Annotated in this window: 24 protein-coding genes and 1 other RNA gene; 14 read left to right on the top strand and 11 right to left on the bottom strand. The window is 59.6% G+C overall.

What is annotated here, in order from left to right; genetic code table 11:
- Positions 1–143 precede the first annotated feature (143 nt).
- The 5 genes from GSP01_RS04905 to GSP01_RS04925 all read right to left on the bottom strand — a co-directional run bounded on the left by GSP01_RS04905 (position 144) and on the right by GSP01_RS04925 (position 2330).
- On the bottom strand, positions 144–959 hold the full coding sequence (locus tag GSP01_RS04905; protein WP_141351349.1) for a TIGR00282 family metallophosphoesterase: 816 nt from the start codon (positions 957–959) through the stop codon (positions 144–146).
- A 3-nt stretch (positions 960–962) separates the two neighbouring features.
- The gene (locus GSP01_RS04910; protein WP_141351352.1) at positions 963–1550 is read right to left on the bottom strand and encodes a 5-formyltetrahydrofolate cyclo-ligase; all 588 of its coding nucleotides are present in this window, start codon (positions 1548–1550) and stop codon (positions 963–965) included.
- Positions 1537–1693: non-coding RNA, 6S RNA (gene ssrS / locus GSP01_RS04915), on the bottom strand. The genes GSP01_RS04910 and ssrS overlap by 14 nt, the downstream gene beginning before the upstream one ends.
- 49 nt (positions 1694–1742) lie before the next feature.
- The gene (locus GSP01_RS04920) at positions 1743–2087 is read right to left on the bottom strand and encodes a cell division protein ZapA (protein WP_141351354.1); all 345 of its coding nucleotides are present in this window, start codon (positions 2085–2087) and stop codon (positions 1743–1745) included.
- Positions 2088–2090: 3 nt separating this feature from the next.
- Positions 2091–2330 carry a hypothetical protein gene (locus GSP01_RS04925; protein WP_141351357.1) on the bottom strand — a complete coding sequence of 80 codons (240 nt, stop codon included), beginning with the start codon at positions 2328–2330 and terminating at the stop codon, positions 2091–2093.
- Between the two features lie 381 nt (positions 2331–2711).
- Here GSP01_RS04925 and GSP01_RS04930 point away from each other — a divergent pair, with 381 nt between their 5' ends.
- Complete coding sequence (locus GSP01_RS04930; protein ID WP_249201219.1) at positions 2712–3362, top strand: thiamine phosphate synthase; 651 nt, start codon at positions 2712–2714, stop codon at positions 3360–3362.
- Here the strand turns inward: GSP01_RS04930 and GSP01_RS04935 are convergent.
- From GSP01_RS04935 to epmA, 3 genes are all read right to left on the bottom strand, one after another.
- The gene (locus GSP01_RS04935; RefSeq protein ID WP_141351359.1) at positions 3333–4118 is read right to left on the bottom strand and encodes a fasciclin domain-containing protein; all 786 of its coding nucleotides are present in this window, start codon (positions 4116–4118) and stop codon (positions 3333–3335) included. The two genes, GSP01_RS04930 and GSP01_RS04935, sit on opposite strands and share 30 nt — an antisense overlap.
- A gap of 56 nt (positions 4119–4174) precedes the next feature.
- Positions 4175–4603, bottom strand: a complete 429-nt coding sequence (locus GSP01_RS14895) for a hypothetical protein (RefSeq protein WP_176582808.1) — start codon at positions 4601–4603, stop codon at positions 4175–4177.
- 104 nt (positions 4604–4707) lie between these two features.
- Positions 4708–5703 (bottom strand): EF-P lysine aminoacylase EpmA, encoded by a 996-nt coding sequence (gene epmA, locus GSP01_RS04945; protein WP_141351361.1) that lies wholly within the window; start codon positions 5701–5703, stop codon positions 4708–4710.
- Between the two features lie 53 nt (positions 5704–5756).
- On the opposite strand from epmA, the gene GSP01_RS04950 reads away from it, so the two are divergent.
- A complete protein-coding gene (locus tag GSP01_RS04950) occupies positions 5757–6827 on the top strand; it encodes a lysine-2,3-aminomutase-like protein (protein ID WP_141351363.1) in 1071 nt (356 codons plus the stop codon).
- 24 nt (positions 6828–6851) lie between these two features.
- Here GSP01_RS04950 and GSP01_RS04955 read toward each other — a convergent pair whose 3' ends face one another.
- Entirely contained in the window at positions 6852–7160 is a 309-nt protein-coding gene (locus GSP01_RS04955; protein WP_141351365.1) for a carboxymuconolactone decarboxylase family protein, read from the bottom strand.
- Positions 7161–7375: 215 nt separating this feature from the next.
- Here GSP01_RS04955 and efp point away from each other — a divergent pair, with 215 nt between their 5' ends.
- From efp to GSP01_RS05000, 9 genes are all read left to right on the top strand, one after another.
- Positions 7376–7942 carry an elongation factor P gene (gene efp / locus GSP01_RS04960; protein ID WP_062032946.1) on the top strand — a complete coding sequence of 189 codons (567 nt, stop codon included), beginning with the start codon at positions 7376–7378 and terminating at the stop codon, positions 7940–7942.
- A 6-nt stretch (positions 7943–7948) separates the two neighbouring features.
- Entirely contained in the window at positions 7949–8776 is an 828-nt protein-coding gene (locus GSP01_RS04965) for an inositol monophosphatase family protein (RefSeq protein WP_141351367.1), read from the top strand.
- A 74-nt stretch (positions 8777–8850) separates the two neighbouring features.
- Positions 8851–9597 (top strand): OmpA family protein, encoded by a 747-nt coding sequence (locus GSP01_RS04970; RefSeq protein ID WP_174787546.1) that lies wholly within the window; start codon positions 8851–8853, stop codon positions 9595–9597.
- Between the two features lie 18 nt (positions 9598–9615).
- On the top strand, positions 9616–10752 hold the full coding sequence (locus tag GSP01_RS04975) for a flagellar motor protein MotA (RefSeq protein ID WP_141351369.1): 1137 nt from the start codon (positions 9616–9618) through the stop codon (positions 10750–10752).
- A 3-nt stretch (positions 10753–10755) separates the two neighbouring features.
- Positions 10756–11757, top strand: a complete 1002-nt coding sequence (locus GSP01_RS04980) for a peptidoglycan -binding protein (protein ID WP_141351371.1) — start codon at positions 10756–10758, stop codon at positions 11755–11757.
- An 84-nt stretch (positions 11758–11841) separates the two neighbouring features.
- On the top strand, positions 11842–13644 hold the full coding sequence (gene lepA, locus GSP01_RS04985; protein ID WP_141351373.1) for a translation elongation factor 4: 1803 nt from the start codon (positions 11842–11844) through the stop codon (positions 13642–13644).
- A 10-nt stretch (positions 13645–13654) separates the two neighbouring features.
- Positions 13655–15061 carry a glycosyltransferase family 2 protein gene (locus GSP01_RS04990; protein WP_141351375.1) on the top strand — a complete coding sequence of 469 codons (1407 nt, stop codon included), beginning with the start codon at positions 13655–13657 and terminating at the stop codon, positions 15059–15061.
- Positions 15062–15392: 331 nt separating this feature from the next.
- Positions 15393–16727 carry an NCS2 family permease gene (locus tag GSP01_RS04995; RefSeq protein ID WP_141351377.1) on the top strand — a complete coding sequence of 445 codons (1335 nt, stop codon included), beginning with the start codon at positions 15393–15395 and terminating at the stop codon, positions 16725–16727.
- Positions 16728–16785: 58 nt separating this feature from the next.
- Positions 16786–17562 (top strand): hypothetical protein, encoded by a 777-nt coding sequence (locus GSP01_RS05000; protein WP_141351379.1) that lies wholly within the window; start codon positions 16786–16788, stop codon positions 17560–17562.
- A 126-nt stretch (positions 17563–17688) separates the two neighbouring features.
- On the opposite strand, the gene GSP01_RS05005 is transcribed toward GSP01_RS05000, so the two are convergent.
- Positions 17689–18168, bottom strand: coding sequence for a hypothetical protein (locus tag GSP01_RS05005; RefSeq protein WP_141351381.1), 480 nt, complete (start codon positions 18166–18168; stop codon positions 17689–17691).
- Between the two features lie 9 nt (positions 18169–18177).
- Positions 18178–18522, bottom strand: a complete 345-nt coding sequence (locus tag GSP01_RS05010; protein WP_141351383.1) for a hypothetical protein — start codon at positions 18520–18522, stop codon at positions 18178–18180.
- A gap of 168 nt (positions 18523–18690) precedes the next feature.
- Between GSP01_RS05010 and GSP01_RS05015 the strand changes: the two genes are divergently transcribed.
- From GSP01_RS05015 to GSP01_RS05025, 3 genes are all read left to right on the top strand, one after another.
- Complete coding sequence (locus tag GSP01_RS05015; RefSeq protein ID WP_141351386.1) at positions 18691–18945, top strand: sulfurtransferase TusA family protein; 255 nt, start codon at positions 18691–18693, stop codon at positions 18943–18945.
- Positions 18946–19042: 97 nt separating this feature from the next.
- Positions 19043–19294 (top strand): exodeoxyribonuclease VII small subunit, encoded by a 252-nt coding sequence (locus tag GSP01_RS05020; protein WP_141351388.1) that lies wholly within the window; start codon positions 19043–19045, stop codon positions 19292–19294.
- Positions 19291–20196 (top strand): polyprenyl synthetase family protein, encoded by a 906-nt coding sequence (locus GSP01_RS05025; protein WP_141351390.1) that lies wholly within the window; start codon positions 19291–19293, stop codon positions 20194–20196. The genes GSP01_RS05020 and GSP01_RS05025 overlap by 4 nt, the downstream gene beginning before the upstream one ends.
- The last annotated feature ends 2 nt before the right edge of the window (positions 20197–20198 follow it).

The raw sequence follows: 20198 nt of genomic DNA on the forward strand, positions 1-20198 counted from the left end.
AATGCAGAGTGTCAAACAGAATTCACAAGGCACTTATCAACAGGGAAAATGCCGGTTTTCTGGGACAAAAGAGACTAACCCCCGTTATTCATTGCGAATCGCACTCGAAAAAAGGCGGTTTTTTCTCAATTTTTCTGCTCTTCTCAGAAGTCCGGCCAGTTGGGAGCCAGGTGCCCACCCATCCGCAGCGGAGCGACCTTCCGGGCCAGGCCGGTTGCGTCATCTGTCTCCACCATCAGCCCACAAACCGTCGCCTCCCCTTCTGCCGGCTGCGGCCGATCCCCGGGAATCTTGCGAACTAGTCTGTGCAATGAGGCGGGCTTCCCCATTCCGATCACGCTATCGTAGTCGCCGCACATTCCAGCATCCGTCTGATACGCCGTGCCCGCAGGCAGAATACGGTGATCGGCTGTTGGAACATGCGTATGCGTCCCCACCACGACAGAAGCCTTGCCGTCGAAATAAGCCCCGAAGCCCATTTTCTCGCTGGTGGCTTCTGCATGAACATCGATCAGGATCGCATGGACCGTCACTCCCAGACGATGCCGGGAGAGGATTTCGCTGACGACGCGGAAGGGGTCATCCAGCGGATCCATGAAGATGCGACCCATCACATTAATGACCAGTGCCCGGCGCCCACGGCTGATTTCGACGATATGACTCCCCTGCCCCGGTGTTCCGGCAGGATAATTGGCAGGTCTGACGATGTGGGGGGCCTGATTGATGTAGCCGATCATGTCCCGCCGATCCCACGCATGGTTGCCCAGCGTGATCACATCGATACCGGCATTGTGCAGGTTCTTGGCAATATCGGGAGACAGGCCATATCCGTGTGACGCGTTCTCTCCATTGGCGACCACCAGATCAAGCGAGAGTTTCTGGCGCCAGTCGGCCAGGTTCCGGATAATGGCTTCACGCCCGCTACGCCCGATAATGTCGCCAAGAAACAACAGTCTCAACAGTCAGTCTTTCATAGTGATTTTGGAAAAATCGGTCCTGATGATTCCGCGCTCGGTCACGATCGTCGGGATCGGAATATCGTAAGGACCTCTGGGAACACGATCGACCTGTTGTCCGGCAAAACCGAAACCGATTGCCGTTACATCCAGCATGGCCAGAGTACGATCATAGTAGCCGCCCCCATATCCGAGCCGATAGCCAAAAACATCGAAGGCCAGAAACGGCACCAGAACCAAATCCGGAATATCGATTTCACCCTCGGGATGCGATGTACCAAAGCGACCTGCCACCATGATGCTGGCAGGCGTCCATCGCCGGAAGATCAGGGGGGAGCCTTTGCGCGTGGTTTCCGGCAGCAAAACCTGCCGTCCGGACACAGAAAGAGCATGGCAGAGGGGGCGGAGATCCACTTCTCCGGCCAGTGGCCAGACCGCCGCGATCTTGCGAGCCGGTCGTGCCCGAATTTCTCTCAAGAGGAATTTCTGCAATACCGCCTCGTCATCAGGAGAAGCGGCCTGCCGCAACTGGGCCATTTTCAGGCGCAGGTCTTTTTTTAAAAGGTCGAGGTCAGAAATCTGTGGAGCCGCCAAAGCCGTTGGTCTTTTCAGCCCTCCTAGACCTGCAAGTGCAGGTGGGCACCGGTTAACGTGACCAGGGCCACGACAGAGCCAGTTCCCTAAGGAATGCTTATCGGCCCGGGGGATGATTTGCCTGACGCACCAGGCAGCTCCACCACCTATATTAGACTGTCCAGCCCGATATTCAATGTAAAGGTTGCAGAATTAGGGGGTGCGCTCGAGTTCCGCAGCCAGAAGCTCCGCCTGCCCCGCCAGACGTGCCAGACGGTCCTGCCTTGCCCCTTCAAGCCGAAGGAACTGCTTGGCCTGCTGGATCTGCGCCTCAGCCTGGGGTGAGATCTGCCGACGTTTCAGCTCAAAGATCTCATCGGCCATCAGCAGGGCGGCCATCATGAGCGTCTTGGATTCGCTTGCGGCCCCACCCAGAGTCCGCGCCCGCTGAAGCCAGCCTTCTACATGACGAGCCATGTCATAAAGATGCGCTTCCTCGCCATCCTGACACCCGACATTATAGACGTAGCCATTGAGACGAATGGATACCTGTCCCATCGGTCAGTCCTCCTTCCTGTCAAGCACGCCCTGAATGCGGGCGCACAACGCATCGATATTGGCCGCGAATTCCGAAAGATCCGGAGCAGAATGCAGCGCACGCTCGCAGGCTTCCTTTGCCAGCACATGACGCTCGGATGCAGCGGCGATCCGCATCATCGCTTCCTCAAGACGTTCAACCGTCTTATCGTCCTGCACACTATCTGTCTCTGTCTCGTTTACCGCCACGATCTTTCCGTTCATGCACTCATTCTGCCAGTAAATGCCCGATTAAAATGCCCAATACAGATCCGCTCCGGCAAGACCATCAGGAAAGACCCGATCCCGGCATGGGGTCAAGGACATCACTACCTGCTCACTACCCTGTTTTCATAATTCCGTCCCGTCAGGAGATGGATCAACTTCTTCTGTCCTGGGATAAACCGTTTCTTGCCCTCTCCGCTGAAAGTGCGGGTAACGCGTTCGGCATCCGATGGTGGCTTGAAGTTGTGAGATCATGGGCCGGACGATCCATTCTGGACTGCGGCGCATCACCCACAATTGCCCGGCAGGCACTGGATGCAGGAATTGGCTGGGCCATCTGCCGGGTCAGCGCTGCCCAGTTCCGGGCCTTGGAAACATATAATGATTATCGCGGACGTATCCTGCCTCTCCGTCCGCCTAGCTCCTGCCGCCACAATCTGCGAGAACGTCCCCATGACAGCTTGTGATCTCTACCCCGTTCTGCCCGCTGGTTTTAAGACGGACGCTGCCCTTGAGGTACTCCGCGACATCCTCGGGCTGCCCACAATAACGGCTCTTCGCATCCCCGCCGGATGGACCCCGGAGGCAACACAGCTTTCACAGCTCGTGGACCTACTCCATGCTAATGGTGTCGCCATGATCCTGGAAGTCGCGGGATCGCTGGCTGACACACCAAAATCTCTTCTGGGGATCTGTGACGGACTCCATGCAGCCAACGTCGAAGAGCTTGTAAACCTGCGTAAGACGGTTGGAAGCGACATGCCTGTTGGCTGTCTGTGCACCAATCGCGACGACGCCATGAAGTCTGGCGAATCGGGGGCCGATTACGTCGCATTTCCGCCCGGCGATCTGGAGCTAGTGAAATGGTGGAGCTCCGTCATGGAGCTACCAGTCATCGCCGAAAATATCCGAAATACGGAAGACGCCTCGTCTGCCATTACGGCAGGCGCCGACTTCCTTGCCATCCCACTTCAGTTCGATGGCAAGGATGCGGAGCGTTTTTCAGCGATGACCCTTCTTGCTGCCGGCTGACGCCGGTTTCAGCACCGGCACAGGCAGAAGTGTATCCTGCGTGAAGTAGAGAACGCCGTTGGATTGGGGGAAAGACCTACTCCCCAGACGATTGGTCTGACCTGCCGTATTTTCAAGGATCAATTCGCCCGTCTGCGGGGAACGCAGCACGCCCAGCAGATCACCATACAGGGTCTTCAGCCCGATAGCGCGACCATGATTGCGTTGGATGGCCTTGCGCAGAGCCGCCTCATCCCATTTCCCATATGCAATCGTATAGCCCAAAATGTGAGCGAGCTGCCCACGATTGGCGGGCGCAAGCAGTCCACCCGGCCAGCGGGCGCTCAGACGCTCCATGGCGGCGTTGGGAATGGCAAAGAGCGTGTAGGGGCCCGGACCACTGATCCAAGGATCGAGTTTCGCAACCTGCATGGCCTTGACGTAATCGGAAAGTTCCAGCGATCCCGCAATGTTTTCATTGAGCGGCCGGTCCTCATAGGACAGCATCGGCGGCGAATGATAGGCAACCGGGCTGTTGGGAGCGCCGTCCGGGCTGGGCTGATATGCTTGGACGGCGCTCCCAGGCATGAGGGCCGCGCGAGCACTGATCTGGGCCTCGAAGCTATCCTGGTAGTTCTTCGTCCAGTCGGTACCCTGCCAGTCAGGATCGCCGCAAGCGGAGAGCGAGACCCCCAAAAGAAGCCCCACGCCGAGTTTCAGTCCCTTCCCCCAGCGCGGAAACCATCCTGACGAGAAAACATCGAGTCGCACATCCATGCCTGATCGCACCATCCTGTGAGCGGGAGAAACGACCATAGAGCAGGTTGGCCGAATCAGCACCCATCCCCGCGCATGGTCCATCCGACGACCTTGCCGCTGACCAGCTCAAATGTCGTCTGACAGCTGGTGTTGTAATAGGTCGCCGGGAAACCGCCGCCCCATCCACCCATGCCACCCCAGCCGCCACCCCAGCCGCCCATACCACCCCAGCCGCCGCCCCAGCCGCCCATGCCGCCTCCCCAGCCATCCCAGCCCCAGCCACCACCGCCGGAATACTGGGTCTGGTTATCAATATAGGCGAGGAACGTATGGCCCTGGGCGTCGTAGTTACGGGTGGGCACACCGAACTGACGCAGCACGTCCACTTCGGACTTGCCAACCATGGAATCCAGAACCTTGCGCTGCTGAAGGGTGGGGACTTCACAGGCCGAAAGGCCCAGCAGCGCCAGGACGGACAGCAATCCAATTTTTTTCATCATCATTTTCCCCGACTGTGCCGCGGCAATGCGGTCATGTTCCTCTTTCGACACGTTCTAGCCCTTCTGACGCAAAAGAAGGATTAAAACTCCTGCAAGTTCTGAAAAGATCAGGCCAACCACAAAATGTCACTGATCCGCGGCGCTCCGGTTGCCAGCATGACCAACCGGTCAAACCCGAGCGCAATCCCTGAACAGGGCGGCAGATCCGGCAAAGCCGCCAGAAACGCCTCGTCCACTGCCCAGTCCTGATCCGGCGACAGTTCCATACGACGCTTACGATCCGTTGCAAAACGCTCCCGTTGTTCCACCGGATCGGTGAGCTCTTCAAAAGCGTTCGCCAACTCCAGCCCGCCCACATAAAGCTCGAACCGCAGAGCCGCACGCCCGTCTTCGGGGTCCCGGCGTGCAAGCGCCGCCTGTTCCGCAGGCCAGTGCGTCAGGAACGTCGGACGCGTGCGCCCGATCGCGGGCTCGACACGCTCCAGAAGAAGCCGGAAAAACAGGTCCTCCCAGCTCTCCCCGTTCCGCAGGCCAACACGCGCCTGCCTGGCGAGAGCTTCGGCATTTCCCGCTGTCCCCAGCAAATCCGCCCCCACATAGCGGGCGAATGCAGCCTGCATCGTCAAACGCTCGAAGGGGAGTGACAGATCAATGACATCCATCCCCCGATGCACCACGGGCGGCAGAAGCACGCGCAGGAAGGATTCGGTTTCATCCATGAGAGACGACAAATCCGCGCCCGGACGATACCATTCGAGCATCGTGAACTCCGGGGCATGCGTATTGCTGGCCTCACCGTTGCGCCAGACGCGCGCCATCTGGAACACCGGCCGCCCCGTCGCCGCGACAATCCGCTTCATCGCGAATTCCGGACTCGTATGCAGGAAACGCGCCTCACGGGAGCCGTCCGGCCCTTCAAGCTCCGTCCTAAAACAGCGCAGATGGACTTCTTCGCCCGGAACAGGAACCGCGAACGGCGTTTCCACTTCCAGGTATCCGCGCTCTTCAAAGAAGGTCCGGACCGATCTGACCATCAGCGTACGGCGCTCAAGCAGGGGCAGGCGCTCGGCAATCCGGCCCGGATCAGCAGACAATACGGTCATGACGTCTCTCGCTCCTGTTGCAAAACCGGGACCCGCACCGCTAGAGGCATCACATGGATGACATGGTCAAGACAGCCCCACAACATTCCGCGAAACGTTCTGCAAAACGTCACACACTTCGCACACCGTCCGACCTGATCGAGGCAGGGCTGGCGGCGGAAGCCGACCGCGCAACGCTCGAAGCGGTGGGCGAACGCTTCACAATGGCCATTCCCCCCGCCTTTCATGACCTGATCACGCATCCGGACGATCCCATCGCCCGACAGGTCATTCCCGATGCGCGCGAACTCGTCACGCTACCTCACGAAGACGCGGACCCGATTGGCGATGACGCCCTGTCCCCCGTCCCCGGCATCGTGCACCGCTATGCAGATCGTGCCCTGCTCAAGCCTTTGCTGGTCTGTCCACTTTACTGTCGGTTCTGTTTCAGGCGCGAACATGTCGGCCCCGGCGGTGGACTGCTTAGCGATACACAGCTTGAAGCCGCACTCGACTGGGTGCGACAGCATCCCGATATCCGCGAAATCATCCTGACAGGCGGCGATCCACTCATGCTGGCTCCACGCCGACTAAAGCATATCGTGCAGTCCCTGTCCTGCATCCCGCACATCGAAACCATCCGCATCCATTCCCGCGTTCCCGTCGCCGACCCGGCCCGTATGACAGAAGACCTTCTAGATGCGATGGAAACCGATCGCGCCATGTGGCTGGTCGTTCACGCCAACCATGCCAGCGAGCTGACTCCGCAGGCGGCAAAGGCGATCCGCGCCGTCCTGTCCCGGGCCATTCCGGTGCTCTCGCAATCCGTCCTGCTGCGCGGGGTCAACGATACGGTTGAAAGTCTGGAAGCCCTACTGCGGGCATTCCTGAAAGCGCGGGTAAAACCCTATTACCTGCACCATCTCGATGCCGCCGCAGGAACAGGACATTTCCACGTTCCCGTCGCGGAAGGGCAAGCTCTGCTGAGGCAGCTACGCGGGCGCGTGACTGGCCCAGCCTGGCCGACCTACGTCCTCGATATTCCTGGTGGCCGGGGCAAAGTTCCGATCGGGCCGGAATATCTGGACTCTGCATCTCCGGGCACGGTCTCAACGCCTGACGGAGAGGCATGCAGCTTCACCTGACACACCTCATAAAATGAAGCCGCCTTATTTGGCGTCGAACATGTGAGTGGCATGGGTGATGGCCCCACCCGCACGGATGGCGGCGGCCACAAGGGCGATCTCGGAGAGCTGCGCATCTGTTGCGCCGGCCTCGCGGGCTGCCTTGACGTGAAGCTCGATACAATAAGGGCACTGCGTCGTCAGAGCGACGGCCACGGCGGCGAGCTGCTTGGTCAGTGCGCTCACTGCACCTTCCGCGAAGGCCGCACGGTCGAACTGCCAGAACGCATCCATACCCTTCGAGGCATTGGCTTCAAGATCGGAAATACGCGAGAGGTTCTTCATATCATACATGCGGCTTCTCCTTGCCTTTCGCTCTGAGCATCAGGGCAGCGACATATTCTGACATGACCTATCCGGAGCCCGGCCCCAAGCCCCCTACCCTTCACACTTTCCTGAAGACACAAACCGTCCAGCGCCCCTTGGCCTTGCTTCCAGCCCCCGTGCAGCGCTAGAAGCCCACAAGACGTGACAGAAAATCCCTTACCCAGGGTCATCAGGACACAAGCATGAAACAGCAAGCCAACCTTATCCGGGCCGGCCAGGTCATCGAGCATGACGGTCGCCGCTGGACGGTTCTCAAGCAGCAGATCATCACCCCGGGCAAGGGTGGCGCCTTCATTCAGGTCGAAATGCGCGACCTCAAGACGGGCAACAAGACCAACGAGCGTTGGAGAACGGCTGACTCCGTCGAGCGTCTGATGACGGAAGACAAGGACTACACCTATTCCTACATGGATGGTGACAATGTCGTCCTGATGGACCCGGAGACGTTCGAGCAGCTGATCCTCGCCAAGGACATCTTCGGCGACCAGTTCGCCTTCCTTCAGGACAACATGCCGCTGAACGTCAAGCTGGTCGAAGGCGACCCGGTTGGCGTGGAACTGCCGCCTCATGTGACCCTGGAAATCACGGAAGCTGATCCGGTGGTCAAAGGTCAGACGGCCAGCTCGTCCTACAAGCCCGCCGTCCTGTCCAATGGCGTCAAGACGCTGGTCCCCCCGTTCATCGAAGCCGGTGAGCGCATTGTTGTCCGCACGGAAGACGCCTCCTACGTCGAACGCGCGAAGGACTGATCCACCATGCGTCTCTCCCCGCACATGGCCGTCATGCAGGGCGCGGCACAGAAGGCTTCACGCCGTCTGCTCCGTGATTTTGCAGAGGTCGAACAGCTTCAGGTCAGCATCAAGGGCCCAGGAGATTTCGTCTCCCAGGCTGATCTGCGCGCCGAAACCATCCTCCGCGAGGAACTGAGCCGTGCGCGGCCGGGCTACGCCTTCCTGATGGAAGAAAGCGGCGCTTCGGGCGGGGACAACTGGACCTGGCGCTGGATCGTCGACCCGCTGGACGGCACGACGAACTTCCTCCATGGCATTCCGCACTGGGCCATTTCCATCGGCCTTCAGCGCAGATTGCCGGACGGATCAGTCGAACTGGTCGCGGCGGTTGTCTACAACCCGGCTGCCAACGAAATGTTCTGGGCCGAAAAGGGCGTGGGCGCGTTCCTTAACGAGCGTCGCCTCCGCGTCTCCGGTCGCCGCAACATGCTGGAAGCCGTTTTCGCAACGGGCATTCCCTTTGCGAAGGTCCCTAGCAGCAGCCGTCTGCCGTTCGCCCGCGTTCTTGGTGCCCTGATGCCGCAAGTCGCGGGGATTCGCCGCTTCGGTGCCGCTGCCCTCGATCTCGCATGGGTGGCAGCAGGCCGCTACGAAGGCTACTGGGAATTCGGCATCAAACCATGGGACTGCGCAGCCGGTCTGCTTCTCGTCCGCGAAGCAGGTGGTTATGCGACCGACCCGGATGGCAACGAACTCCATGATTTGCCGGATGACGTGAATGTCGTTGCCGGAAACACCAACCTGCACGGCACCCTGCGCGCGCTCGTGCATGAGGCCCTGAACCGGGGTTGATCTACCGGAGCTGACGAAACTGCCCTCACGCCCCATTGCGGGAGTCGTGAGGCGTCGTCTAGGATCGGCCTGACATGAACAGGCCGATCCTCTCCTCCCTTTCTCTGGCGGCCTTTCTGGCCTGCCTCTCGCTGCCCGCCGCACAGGCACAGGTCACCAGCAATCTGGATGATCTGCCTCAGGGCAAGCCAGCTCCCACAGCAAAAAAACCGGCTGCGGCGCTACAGACGGCCCACACCTCGGCCGCACACAGCAACACGAAGCCGGTCTCGCAGAAACCTGCCCCGACAGCCACTCCGGTCAAATCTGCTCCGGCGCATGAGACGGTTCCAGGCGTTCCCCCCGCTCCGCCGCCGCCCGTCGTGCTGCCCCCGCCATTCGTTCCAGTCCAGCTCCATCCGCCCGCTCCTCCGGCGGACGTGACAGCTGTCGCCGATGCCGCAAGCCATACGGAATCGCTGCCTGACGGTGGATTGCGGGTTCTGTTCGCATCCGGAAGCGACGCGCTGAACGCCGACAGCCTCAAAACGCTGCAGACCTATGGAACCGAACTCTCCCATCACCCGGAAGAGCGGGTGGTGCTGATCGCTCATGCTACCCTGCCGGGCGATGACGTCTCCATGCCACGTCGCATCGCGCTGGCCCGTGCGCTCACCGTTCGTTCGATCTTCATTCACGCAGGCGTGGCCACGACCCGTCTCTATCCCCGCGCGCTGGGACGTCCGGACGCCGGAGACAGCGCACCTGCCGACCGGCTGGATATTGTCATCGAGACAAATCCCGCAGCCCCCTCACCTTCCGCAAACGGCCTGCCAAAATAACATCAGGAAAGACACGCCGTGACACGTCCTACGACCTATCTGCTCCGAATGGCCGTTTTCCTTGTCGCGGTCGGCCTTCTGGCCGCGACAATGGGCACGACCCTGCTTCATGCTTTCAACGCGAACCCCAAACTTGATGCCATCATCCTCGGCGTACTCCTGCTGGGCATCCTGTGGAACCTGCATGTCGTCCAACGCCTCATGCCGGAAGTGCACTGGGTTGAGCTCCTGCGTCAGCCCCGCGCCGGTCTGGCCGCTCCCAAGGCGCCGCGCCTGCTCGCCCCCATGGCCAGCATGCTGGCGGCCCGCAACCGCACGGACCGCCTGACGCTTTCCACCCAGACGACGCAGGCCATGCTCGACAGCCTATCTTCGCGTCTGGATGAAAGCCGGGAAATCTCCCGCTACATGACGCAGCTCCTGATTTTTCTGGGACTTCTGGGGACGTTCTACGGTCTTCTGCTGACGGTCAGCTCCATCGCATCCGTCATCGGCGGCATGTCCGCAGGCGGCGGCGATATGGACGTCATGTTCAACCAGCTCAAGACCGGATTGGCCGGACCGCTGGCAGGTATGTCTACAGCGTTCTCAGGTTCGATGTTCGGTCTGGCCGGCGCACTGGTTCTCGGCTTTCTGGATCTGACGGCCGGTCAGGCCCAGACACGCTTCTTCAACGAGCTGGAAGAATGGCTGGCCGGTGTAACGCGCGTCAGCGGCAGCACGGCCATCGACAGCGACGGCGCACCTGTCCCGGCCTATGTTCAGGCCCTGCTCGAACAGACCGCCGAAAATCTGGAAACGCTCCAGAACGCCGTCTCCCGCAGCGAGGAAAACCGCGTCCGCGAACTACACATGCTCGACAGCCTCCAGGAGCGCCTGCGCGGCATGACGGATCTTCTGGCTGCAAACCAGACGCTCATGACTCGCACCGCCGAAACCCAGACTGCGCTCCTGCGCCATATGGGCGATGACGGTCCGGGCTCGCAGGGCACAGCGCTCATACGAATTGAAACGCATCTCAGCCGACTGATCCAGGAACTGCATGAAGGCCGCGCCCAGACGATCGGAGAGCTCCGCAACGATCTCCGTGTTCTAGCCCGCACGATCGCCGCGGCTTCTGGCAGCGCAACGCCCCCCCCCGGCAGGCAGGACTGATCCATGGCCCGGCGCAGACGCGGATCTCACAACGCCCTCGATGCTTGGCCCGGCTATGTGGACGCTCTGTCCACCCTGCTGATGGTCGTGACATTCGTCCTGCTGGTGTTCGTCGTGGGGCAGCAGTTCCTTTCGGTCTCGCTGTCACGACGCGAACACACGCTTGACGCCCTGCAAAAGCAGCTGGCCGAGCTGTCTCACATGCTGTCGATGACAGAAGACAAAAACAAAAGCCTCTCCTCGACCGTTGCCACCCTATCGGACGAAAAGCAGCACAATCAGGTCCAGCTCCAGACTCTCTCGACCCAGATCGCCGCCCTAACAGGGCAACTTCAGTCAAAAGATCAGGCTCTGGCCTCGGCTGATGACACGAGCAAACAGCAGAATAGCAAGATCTCTGACCTGCAGGCCCAGATCGAGGAACTGACCCGTCAGCTTCAGGCGATCAGTAACGCTCTCGATATTGAAAAGAAGGCCGAACAGGGCAAGGACGCCCAGATTGCAGACCTTGGCAACAAGCTCAATCTTGCACTTGCCGACAAGGTCAATCAACTCAAGCGCTACCGCTCGGAGTTCTTCGGGCGCCTGCGCGACCTTCTGAAAAACCAGAAGGGCGTAAACGTCGTGGGAGATCGCTTCGTTTTCCAGTCGGAAATCCTGTTCCCGCAGGGCAGTGCCGATCTGACGCCGGAAGGCCGCAAGGAAATCACGACGCTTGCCCATACCTTCAAACAGGTCGCCTCAACGATTCCGACAGATCTTCCGTGGATTCTGCGTGTGGACGGTCACGCCGACCGCCAGCCGATCCACAGCGCCTTTCCCAGCAACTGGGAGCTGTCTTCCGAACGTGCCATCACCGTGGTCAAGCTGCTCATTGCCGAAGGTGTGGACCCGCACCATCTGGCCGCGACAGGCTTTGCCGACTACCAGCCTCTGGACGCTGCCAGCACACCGGCGGCCTATGCCAGAAACCGCAGGATCGAATTCCGTCTGACGGACCGCTGATCCCACTCCCGCCTGTCTTGTCACAAAGGCAGGCTTTTACGCAGATCTACTGACATTTCTGCGATAATCCCTTATGTAGCACCCATGACCGATACCCCGCTCTCTCTTATCCGCAATTTCTCGATCATCGCCCACATCGATCACGGTAAATCGACGCTGGCCGATCGCCTGATTCAGGCCTGTGGTGCCCTGACCGCGCGTGAGATGAAAAACCAGGTCCTCGATTCGATGGAACTCGAGCAGGAGCGCGGGATCACCATCAAGGCGCAGACCGTCCGCCTGACCTATCCGGCCAAGGACGGCAAGGTTTACACGCTGAATCTCATGGACACGCCGGGCCATGTCGACTTCGCCTACGAAGTCAGCCGCTCGCTCGCTGCCTGTGAAGGCTCGCTTCTGGTGGTCGATGCCTCTCAGGGCGTGGAAGCCCAGACGCTGGCGAACGTCTATCAGGCCCTCGACGCCAACCATGAAATCGTCCCGGTCCTGAACAAGATCGACCTTCCGGCTGCTGAGCCCGAGCGCGTCCGCGCCCAGATCGAAGACGTAGTTGGCATTCCTGCCGATGACGCCGTCGAAATCAGCGCCAAGACCGGCATCAATATCGAAGGCGTACTCGAAGCCCTTGTCCAGCGCCTCCCTGCCCCTACGGGTGATGCCGAAGCCCCGCTTCAGGCCCTGCTGGTCGATAGCTGGTACGATGCCTATCTTGGCGTCATCATTCTCGTCCGTATCAAGGATGGTCGCCTCAAACGTGGTGACCGCATCCGCATGATGCAGACCGGCGCAACCTATCATGTCGATCAGGTCGGCGTGTTCCTGCCCAAAATGCAGTCGGTCGATAGCCTCGGTCCGGGCGAAATGGGCTACATCAACGCTGCCATCAAGACCGTCGCGGACTGCAATGTCGGCGACACTGTCACCCTTGACCGCCGCCCAGCCGAAAAAGCTCTGCCGGGCTTCAAGCCCTCCATTCCCGTAGTGTGGTGTGGCCTGTTCCCGATTGATGCCGACGATTTCGAAAAGCTGCGCGACAGTCTTGCGAAACTGCGCCTGAACGATGCGTCATTCCACTTCGAAGCCGAGACCTCTGCGGCGCTGGGCTTCGGTTTCCGCTGCGGCTTCCTTGGTCTGCTGCATCTGGAAATCATCCAGGAGCGTCTGTCCCGCGAGTTCAATCTGGACCTGATCGCAACAGCCCCGTCCGTAGTTTACAAGATGCACATGACGGATGGCACGGTCGAAGATCTGCACAACCCGGCCGACATGCCGGAACTGAGCAAGATCGAAACCATTGATGAGCCGTGGATCAAAGCCACCATCATGGTGCAAGACGAGTATCTCGGTCCTGTCCTGACGCTGTGCTCCGAGCGCCGTGGCATCCAGGTCGATCTGACCTATGTCGGCAACCGCGCCATGGCCGTCTACCGCCTGCCGCTGAACGAAGTGGTGTTCGATTTCTACGATCGCCTAAAATCCATCAGCCGCGGCTATGCCTCGTTCGACTACCAGATGGATGGCTACGAAGAGAGCGATCTCGTCCGCATTTCCATCCTCGTAAACCACGAACCGGTCGATGCACTGTCCTTCATCTCGCACCGCACCGTCGCAGAACAGCGCGGACGCTCCATCTGTGCGAAGCTCAAGGACCTGATCCCCAAGCAGCTGTTCAAGATCGCCATTCAGGCCGCCATCGGCTCCAAGGTCATTGCCCGTGAGACCATTGGCGCGCTGTCCAAGGATGTGACGGCCAAGTGTTATGGCGGTGACATTTCCCGCAAGCGCAAACTTCTGGATAAGCAGAAGGAAGGCAAAAAGCGCATGCGCCAATTCGGTAAAGTCGAAATCCCCCAGAGCGCCTTCCTCGCTGCCCTGAAGATGGACTGATCCCTGCCTTATGTCGAAAAGCGCTGCCATCCTGTTCGTTCACAATGAAGTCGACACGATCGGATGGTGGCTCGCACATCATGCGACCATCGGATTTTCAACACTGATCGTCTGTGACGACAATTCGACTGACGGAACAGCCGCGATTTTGTCTAACGCGGCCACACTCTACGACATCCGCGTCCATTCTTCCGATACGACCCTGACCGAACGGCTGGACCGTCAGACCCGCTTCCACGCAATGGCTCTGGAACAGGGCAAAAACGAATTCGACTGGATGATGATCCTGGCGGCGGATGAATATCTGCATTTTGAAACCGCCAGGTCCGTCGCCGAGTTCACTGCCGCCGCATCTGCCACCATGCTTCCGATAAACTGGTGCCTGTTTGGCTCGTCAGGCCGCACGGTTCCATCCCCCTTCTCTCCGGTTGAAACCTTTACACGGCATGGTCTGCTGAGCCTGCCTGATCATCGCATCGTTCGGCACCTCGTTCAGCCCCGCCAAATCGGCAACAATCTGCCCGACCCGTTTTCAGCACTTGAGAAAAGTGCAACCTGGGCCGACAGTCGTATCCTTCATTTCGCCGCTGGCGATCATGAAAGCTTCCTGCGGCGCAACTCCAGCACCACGCCGGACAAAGCCTGGCAGAATTTCGACCGCAACGACGCCGAATATACAGGCGCGAGCCGCTGGCTGCCGGAAAGCCGCCGAATTGCCTCTTCCGTCGTACAGGCGTCGCTGACGGATCTTTACTGGCACCTCAAGGCCACCGTTACTCATGCAGATCGGTCCGTTTTGCAGGATCTCGGCCTAACACCGGCACAATTTTCCACGCCATCATCCCGCCAGCCCCCTCCGCAGTTCCATTTCTGCACACTCGGCCAGACGAAGCAGCTGATGAAGGACATGCAGACGGGATCTCTCGTGTCTGTCGGGGCGGGAGATATGAATTTCGGCCGTTACAACCCCCTGATCATGGCCCTCGAAGTATCGGATGGAGATGTCTGGAACGCTTGCCTCTTCACGGAGAACCCACTCCCCGGGCGCTACCTTTCCCTTCCCGGTTCGCCCACGCTTCTGCCGATGGTGCCGCTTCATGTCATGATCGCAGAAAATAAGGTCCTGTCGCCCATCAGTGGCGCAGAAATCCGGATTGCCATTCCCGACCATGCTCTGACCAAAATCGACGCCACTACGGCACTCTACACGCGGATGACATCATTCATGGTGCTGACGGCGGAAGGTCATGGTCTTGCCGATCTTTTGCGGGGGATCGACCGGCTGCCAGCGCCAGACGCCAGCGCGCTGGGCTGTGCCATTGCGATGCTTGCCCCCGACGACGCCGAACGCCTCGCGCAGGCCTTCCCTGGCCTGATCCCACGAAGCCTCATGCCGCTGCGTCCCCCTCAGCCCTGAAGCGACACTCTTCCGGAACAGCGCAAACATGATGAGGCGGCGCATGTTGTAAAATATACATGCTGGCCCGGGTGATACCGACAGTTTGGACGACCAATTCCGTCTATGATTTCTAGTCGGCAAAGACATACTCGACACGCGAGCAGATCACCAAGCTCGTTCAATCGAGCGAGCCACTCTTCAACAGCAAAAAAAACCAGAGAGCTCTTCGAACCCTCCAGAACCGAAAAAAAATCGAATCCGAAATGAAAAGATATGATCCGGCCCGTGGCAGGAACGGCTTTTTTGACTATAGCTTGGCCCAGCCATTACCTGCCCCCGGAGCGTCCGCTTGCTACTACCCAGACTCGACCGCTGGTTTCATATCACGGCCCGCGGTTCAACGATCCCACGTGAGATCATTGCCGGACTGACGGTTTTCGGGGCCATGGCCTATATCGTGGCCGTCAATCCCGCCATCCTTTCGGCAGCGGGTCTGGACCGCCATGACATGGTCATGACGACCATCGCCGGCGCAGTCGCCGGCACACTCCTGATGGCTCTCTGGGCCAGACTGCCCATCGCCCTCGCTCCCGCCATGAGCAGCAACGTCCTGTTCGCACAGGTCGTCGTCCAGCAGGCCCATGTCAGCCCGCGCACGGCCTTCACGGTCGTTCTGTTCAGCGGCCTGTGCTTCACAGCTCTTTCCCTCAGCCAGATCCGCCAGCGCATCATCCGCGGATTCCCGCCTTCAATCGTCCTCGGCATCCAGATCGCCCTCGGCGCTTTCATTGCCCGGATCGGCCTGACAACAGGCGGGATCGCCGTCCCCTCATCTGAAGGCCTGACATTTGGATCCCTGCACAACCCGTCCGTTCTACTCAGCATGGCAGGTGTTGCCCTAAGCGCCATCCTCGTGGTGCTGCGCATTCCGGCAGGTCTGCTCATCGCCATTCTGACCATCACCATGGCCGGCCTTTTCATCCAGACACCTTCCGGCCCGATCACTCATCTACCCGCCCAGCTTCTGGACTGGCCGCACTACCCGACCAACCTCTTCCTTCCATTCGATTTCCACGAATATTTTTCCCATCTCGGACTGCTCGTCCCCATCACCCTGTACTTCCTGCTAAGTGATTTCTTCGACGCAACCGCAACCATGATGAGCGTCGCCCATCGCGCCGGTCTGGACGGAACAGTCGAAAAACCCGCTCTGGACCATCGCGCCTTCGGTTCCGACGGTGCCGCAAGTATCATTGGTGCCTCGCTCGGAACATGCACAGTCTCCGCCTATGTCGAGAGCCTTGCAGGCGTTGAAGCCGGTGGTCGCACAGGCCTGAGCGCACTGGTCGTCGCCGTCCTGTTCGCCCTGTCTTCGGTATTCTGGCCGCTCATCACCGCTATTCCGGCCATTGCCACGGCCCCCGTGCTCATTCTTGTGGGCCTGAACATGCTCGGCAGCCTCAGTCGGGTCGCCGAAACACCCTCAGAAGCCATCCCGCCTCTGACCATGCTGCTCATCGCAGGTGTGACGGGGAATTTCATGCTGAGCCTGTCATGTGGCCTGCTGATCTACACCGCGCTCGCTATCGCCACGCGCCGGTTCCAACGCCTGACGCCCATCGTTCTCGGCCTGGATGCCGCCTTCGTCTTCTACATGATCCTTCAGGCCCACATGGGCGCATGACTACTTTCGAGATGCAGTTTTAACTCTTTCTTTATGACTTCCGGGCAGGCTGTCTGTCATGACTTCCTGCCCCGCCGCCCCCCGCCACGTCTTCATTGCCACACCCTGCTTCGGTGGCACCGTCACACTAAACTACATGCAGTCCCTGATCAGCTGCATGGCCGCAGCCCCAGCCCATAACCTGCAACTGACGCTCTCGACCATCGGAAGTGATGCCCTTATCACACGGGCCCGAAACACACTGCTGCATCAGTTCGTAACCATGACCGATGCGTCCCATCTTCTCTTCATCGACAGTGATATCGGCTTTTCCATCACCGATATTCTCGCCCTTCTGGATGCAGATCGTCCCCTGATCGGCGGGACTTACCCTCTGAAATCCCATTACTGGGACAATGATACGGACCGTTTCATCGCCGCTGGAGAACCCGCCGCCACGGCCAGCTTACGTTATGTCGGCGACTGCACTGCGCTTCACGACGGCAGTGCACCAAGCGAAATAGCGCCCGTCTCTTATATTGGCACCGGCTTCATGCTCATGACGCGCCAGATGGTGCGCGACATGATCACCCATTATCCGGAAACGCGTTACAGCCGCATCGACGCCAGAACCGAAGGCAGCAGTCCGGACGTCCCCTCCTCAGACGCCTACGCCCTTTTCGACTGCCTGATCGATCCTGAAACCCGTACCTATCTTTCCGAAGATTTCGCGTTCTGCCGACGCTGGATCACGATGGGCGGAAGCGTCTCTCTACACCGCCGCCTTTCCCTGACACATACCGGCAGCACGACGTTCAAGGGCAACCTGGCCATCCGAACCCTATCCCTTTCCTAACCCCCCAACCGACCCAATCCGATTTCCCACGCCCCTTGCCACTATTCGGTCATATTGAAACGATTTAAGTACTCATGCGGTGTCGGGAGCGTGATGCATACATTCCCCGACACCGCTCCCCCATATTCAGACCATAGCCGCCTGCCGGAAATACGGAATATTACTTAGCGGGTCCGCCGCACCCGCAGCCGTATTGTAATACTGCTTGTGAAAACGGCTGAGAGCGGCCGGATCACTCGTCGCCGGCAAGGCCGCTGAAACCCTATAATACCGGATACGCGCCATCGCAGACGCATATCTCAGGTTTGAAACCAACTGTGCACTCCTCGGCAGATCCTGCGAAAGCATCCCCTGTAGAATCCGTCCAAACCGCTTTCCGGCCGGATAACACAGAAAATTGACCCAGCAATCGTCATGCGTCGCGGGCTCCATCTGCCACAGTCCCAGAGCCGGTCCCCCACCAATCTGTCTTACATAAGTGCCCCGACTCTCCGCCAGAGCCGTTCCCGTCACCAGATTGACCGCAACATCCCCATCAAGCCCCAGCGCCGCCAATGCCGGAGCAACCACCAGATGCTTGAGCTGGCCCACATCAATTCCGCTCATGCCGCCCCCTCACTTCGTGCTCAGGGACAAGGCAAAATGCACCATACCCGTTCCCAGAATGGATGTTACCAACGTGATGATCCCGGTAATGACCGCCCGCCCCCCGATCAGGCGGTCCAGTTTGCCGTTGACGACACGATTCCCCTCGTCAACCTTCGCTTCCAGCAACTTCATCTGATCCCGCAACGACGAAATTTCCTGCCGCATCTCAGTACGCAGTTCCTCGTATCGATCCGACAGCCCTCCTGCGATCGTCTCCAGCCGCAGCACCCGATCCTCAAGCATCCGAAGCGTATAAGCCCGTCTCTCATTTCCATCAGCCAGACTGATTGCCAGGCCTTCCCTGTCCGACATGCCGTCCCCCAAATAAAAAAAGCGCTCCCCGAGGGGAACGCTTTTGTGGCATTAAGCCATTAATATAGAAACAAACATGCCGTTTATCAACGAAAACCTAAAACCCACCATCTGACACAGGAAAAGCCGCCTTGGCCCTCCTGCCAGATAGGCGCATAATAGTGCCCCATGAGCGTTCCCACGACAGAAACACTCCTTGATCTGCGCGGTCTGGCCTGTCCGATGCCCGTCCTTAAGGCTAACCGCGCCCTGCGCGACATGCCGCCAGGTGCGAAGCTCCGTATCCTCGCGACAGACCGCGCATCCGTGGCAGATTTCCAATCCTACTGCCGCGAAACCGGCCACGCGCTCATTGCGTTTACAGACACCGCAGGCGTTCTTTCCTTCATGATCCGGCGACGTGCAGAAACGTCACCGCCCTGAAGAAACTCCAGCGTTCCCATGCTCGGGGCTGGCAAAACCTGTCTTCTGCCTGTAATCCCCTCGCTACCTTGTTCCAAAGTGTGCCTTGAGGCTTTTCATGCCCGAACCCATTGATGCCATGTCTTTCGAGGATGCTCTCTCCGAACTGGAGCGGATTGTCCGCGGCCTTGAAGGCGGCCAGATGAAACTCGAGGACGCTATTTCCGCCTATGAACGCGGTGCTGCCCTGCGCAAACACTGTGATGCGAAGCTGGGAGAGGCCGAGATGCGTGTCCGCGCCATCGTGCAAAACGATGACGGCACGACAGGCACGGAGCCTCTTGCCGATACCGGAGAGTCCGGCCGATGAATGCCCCTACCACGTCTGTTTCCCTGAAGGACGCGCTCGCCCGCGCCTGTTCCGAGATCGAAAACACGATCGAAAACCTGCTGCCTATGGTGCCGGGAGACGAGTCCATTCTTATTGAAGCCATGCGCTACGCAGCCCTCGGCGGCGGCAAGCGTCTGCGTGGTTTCCTGGCTGTCGAAGTGGCCACTCTGTTTGGCGCCGACCGCCAGGCCGCCCTGCGTGTCGCTGCATCGGTCGAACTACTTCACGCCTACTCGTTGGTACATGATGACCTGCCGTCCATGGACGATGACGACCTGCGACGTGGACAGCCGTCCACGCACAAGCAGTTTGACGAAGCCATCGCGATTCTGGCCGGTGACGCCCTTCAAACCCGCGCTTTTGAAATTCTCGTCGAGCCTGAAACCAGCCCCAACGCGACCGTTCGCGCCAATCTGGCGCTTGCGCTTGCACAGGCTTCCGGATCGGCCGGTATGGTCGGCGGTCAGGTCATCGACATCCGTGGCGAAGGCCGTGCCCTCCCGCTGGACCAGGTCCGTCGTCTGCACGCCCTGAAGACCGGTGCCCTCATCCGCTATGCCGCCGAGTCTGGTGCCATTCTCGCCGATGTGGACGACGCCCGTCGCGCCGCCATCGTCGCCTATGGGCGTGATCTCGGGACCGCCTTCCAGGTTGCAGACGACGTACTGGATTCCACAGCAACCGCCGAGGAACTCGGCAAAACCGCGGGCAAAGACGAAGCCAGCGGCAAATCAACCTACGTCTCCCTGCTCGGCATTGATGGTGCCCGTGCCGAAGCCCGTCGCCTGAGCGACCGGGCCCGGGAGGCCCTTTCATCTTTCGGTGCACAAGCCGACGCCCTCAGGGCTCTGGCAGATTATGTCGTCGAGCGCAGGAACTGATC

The sequence above is a fragment of the Gluconobacter sphaericus NBRC 12467 genome (assembly GCF_006539125.1).
Taxonomy (GTDB): Bacteria; Pseudomonadota; Alphaproteobacteria; order Acetobacterales; family Acetobacteraceae; genus Gluconobacter; species Gluconobacter sphaericus.

What these genes read in the sequence shown, in the direction of transcription:
- GSP01_RS04920 (WP_141351354.1), bottom strand. Translation starts at nt 2,087, where the DNA reads ATGGGACAGGTATCCATTCGTCTCAATGGCTACGTCTATAATGTCGGG.
- GSP01_RS04925 (WP_141351357.1), bottom strand. Translation starts at nt 2,330, where the DNA reads ATGAACGGAAAGATCGTGGCGGTAAACGAGACAGAGACAGATAGTGTG.
- GSP01_RS04930 (WP_249201219.1), top strand. Translation starts at nt 2,712, where the DNA reads ATGATTATCGCGGACGTATCCTGCCTCTCCGTCCGCCTAGCTCCTGCC.
- GSP01_RS04935 (WP_141351359.1), bottom strand. Translation starts at nt 4,118, where the DNA reads ATGGATGTGCGACTCGATGTTTTCTCGTCAGGATGGTTTCCGCGCTGG.
- GSP01_RS14895 (WP_176582808.1), bottom strand. Translation starts at nt 4,603, where the DNA reads ATGATGATGAAAAAAATTGGATTGCTGTCCGTCCTGGCGCTGCTGGGC.
- epmA (WP_141351361.1), bottom strand. Translation starts at nt 5,703, where the DNA reads ATGACCGTATTGTCTGCTGATCCGGGCCGGATTGCCGAGCGCCTGCCC.
- GSP01_RS04950 (WP_141351363.1), top strand. Translation starts at nt 5,757, where the DNA reads ATGGATGACATGGTCAAGACAGCCCCACAACATTCCGCGAAACGTTCT.
- GSP01_RS04955 (WP_141351365.1), bottom strand. Translation starts at nt 7,160, where the DNA reads ATGTATGATATGAAGAACCTCTCGCGTATTTCCGATCTTGAAGCCAAT.
- efp (WP_062032946.1), top strand. Translation starts at nt 7,376, where the DNA reads ATGAAACAGCAAGCCAACCTTATCCGGGCCGGCCAGGTCATCGAGCAT.
- GSP01_RS04965 (WP_141351367.1), top strand. Translation starts at nt 7,949, where the DNA reads ATGCGTCTCTCCCCGCACATGGCCGTCATGCAGGGCGCGGCACAGAAG.
- GSP01_RS04970 (WP_174787546.1), top strand. Translation starts at nt 8,851, where the DNA reads ATGAACAGGCCGATCCTCTCCTCCCTTTCTCTGGCGGCCTTTCTGGCC.
- GSP01_RS04980 (WP_141351371.1), top strand. Translation starts at nt 10,756, where the DNA reads ATGGCCCGGCGCAGACGCGGATCTCACAACGCCCTCGATGCTTGGCCC.
- lepA (WP_141351373.1), top strand. Translation starts at nt 11,842, where the DNA reads ATGACCGATACCCCGCTCTCTCTTATCCGCAATTTCTCGATCATCGCC.
- GSP01_RS04990 (WP_141351375.1), top strand. Translation starts at nt 13,655, where the DNA reads ATGTCGAAAAGCGCTGCCATCCTGTTCGTTCACAATGAAGTCGACACG.
- GSP01_RS05000 (WP_141351379.1), top strand. Translation starts at nt 16,786, where the DNA reads ATGACTTCCTGCCCCGCCGCCCCCCGCCACGTCTTCATTGCCACACCC.
- GSP01_RS05005 (WP_141351381.1), bottom strand. Translation starts at nt 18,168, where the DNA reads ATGAGCGGAATTGATGTGGGCCAGCTCAAGCATCTGGTGGTTGCTCCG.
- GSP01_RS05010 (WP_141351383.1), bottom strand. Translation starts at nt 18,522, where the DNA reads ATGTCGGACAGGGAAGGCCTGGCAATCAGTCTGGCTGATGGAAATGAG.
- GSP01_RS05015 (WP_141351386.1), top strand. Translation starts at nt 18,691, where the DNA reads ATGAGCGTTCCCACGACAGAAACACTCCTTGATCTGCGCGGTCTGGCC.
- GSP01_RS05020 (WP_141351388.1), top strand. Translation starts at nt 19,043, where the DNA reads ATGCCCGAACCCATTGATGCCATGTCTTTCGAGGATGCTCTCTCCGAA.
- GSP01_RS05025 (WP_141351390.1), top strand. Translation starts at nt 19,291, where the DNA reads ATGAATGCCCCTACCACGTCTGTTTCCCTGAAGGACGCGCTCGCCCGC.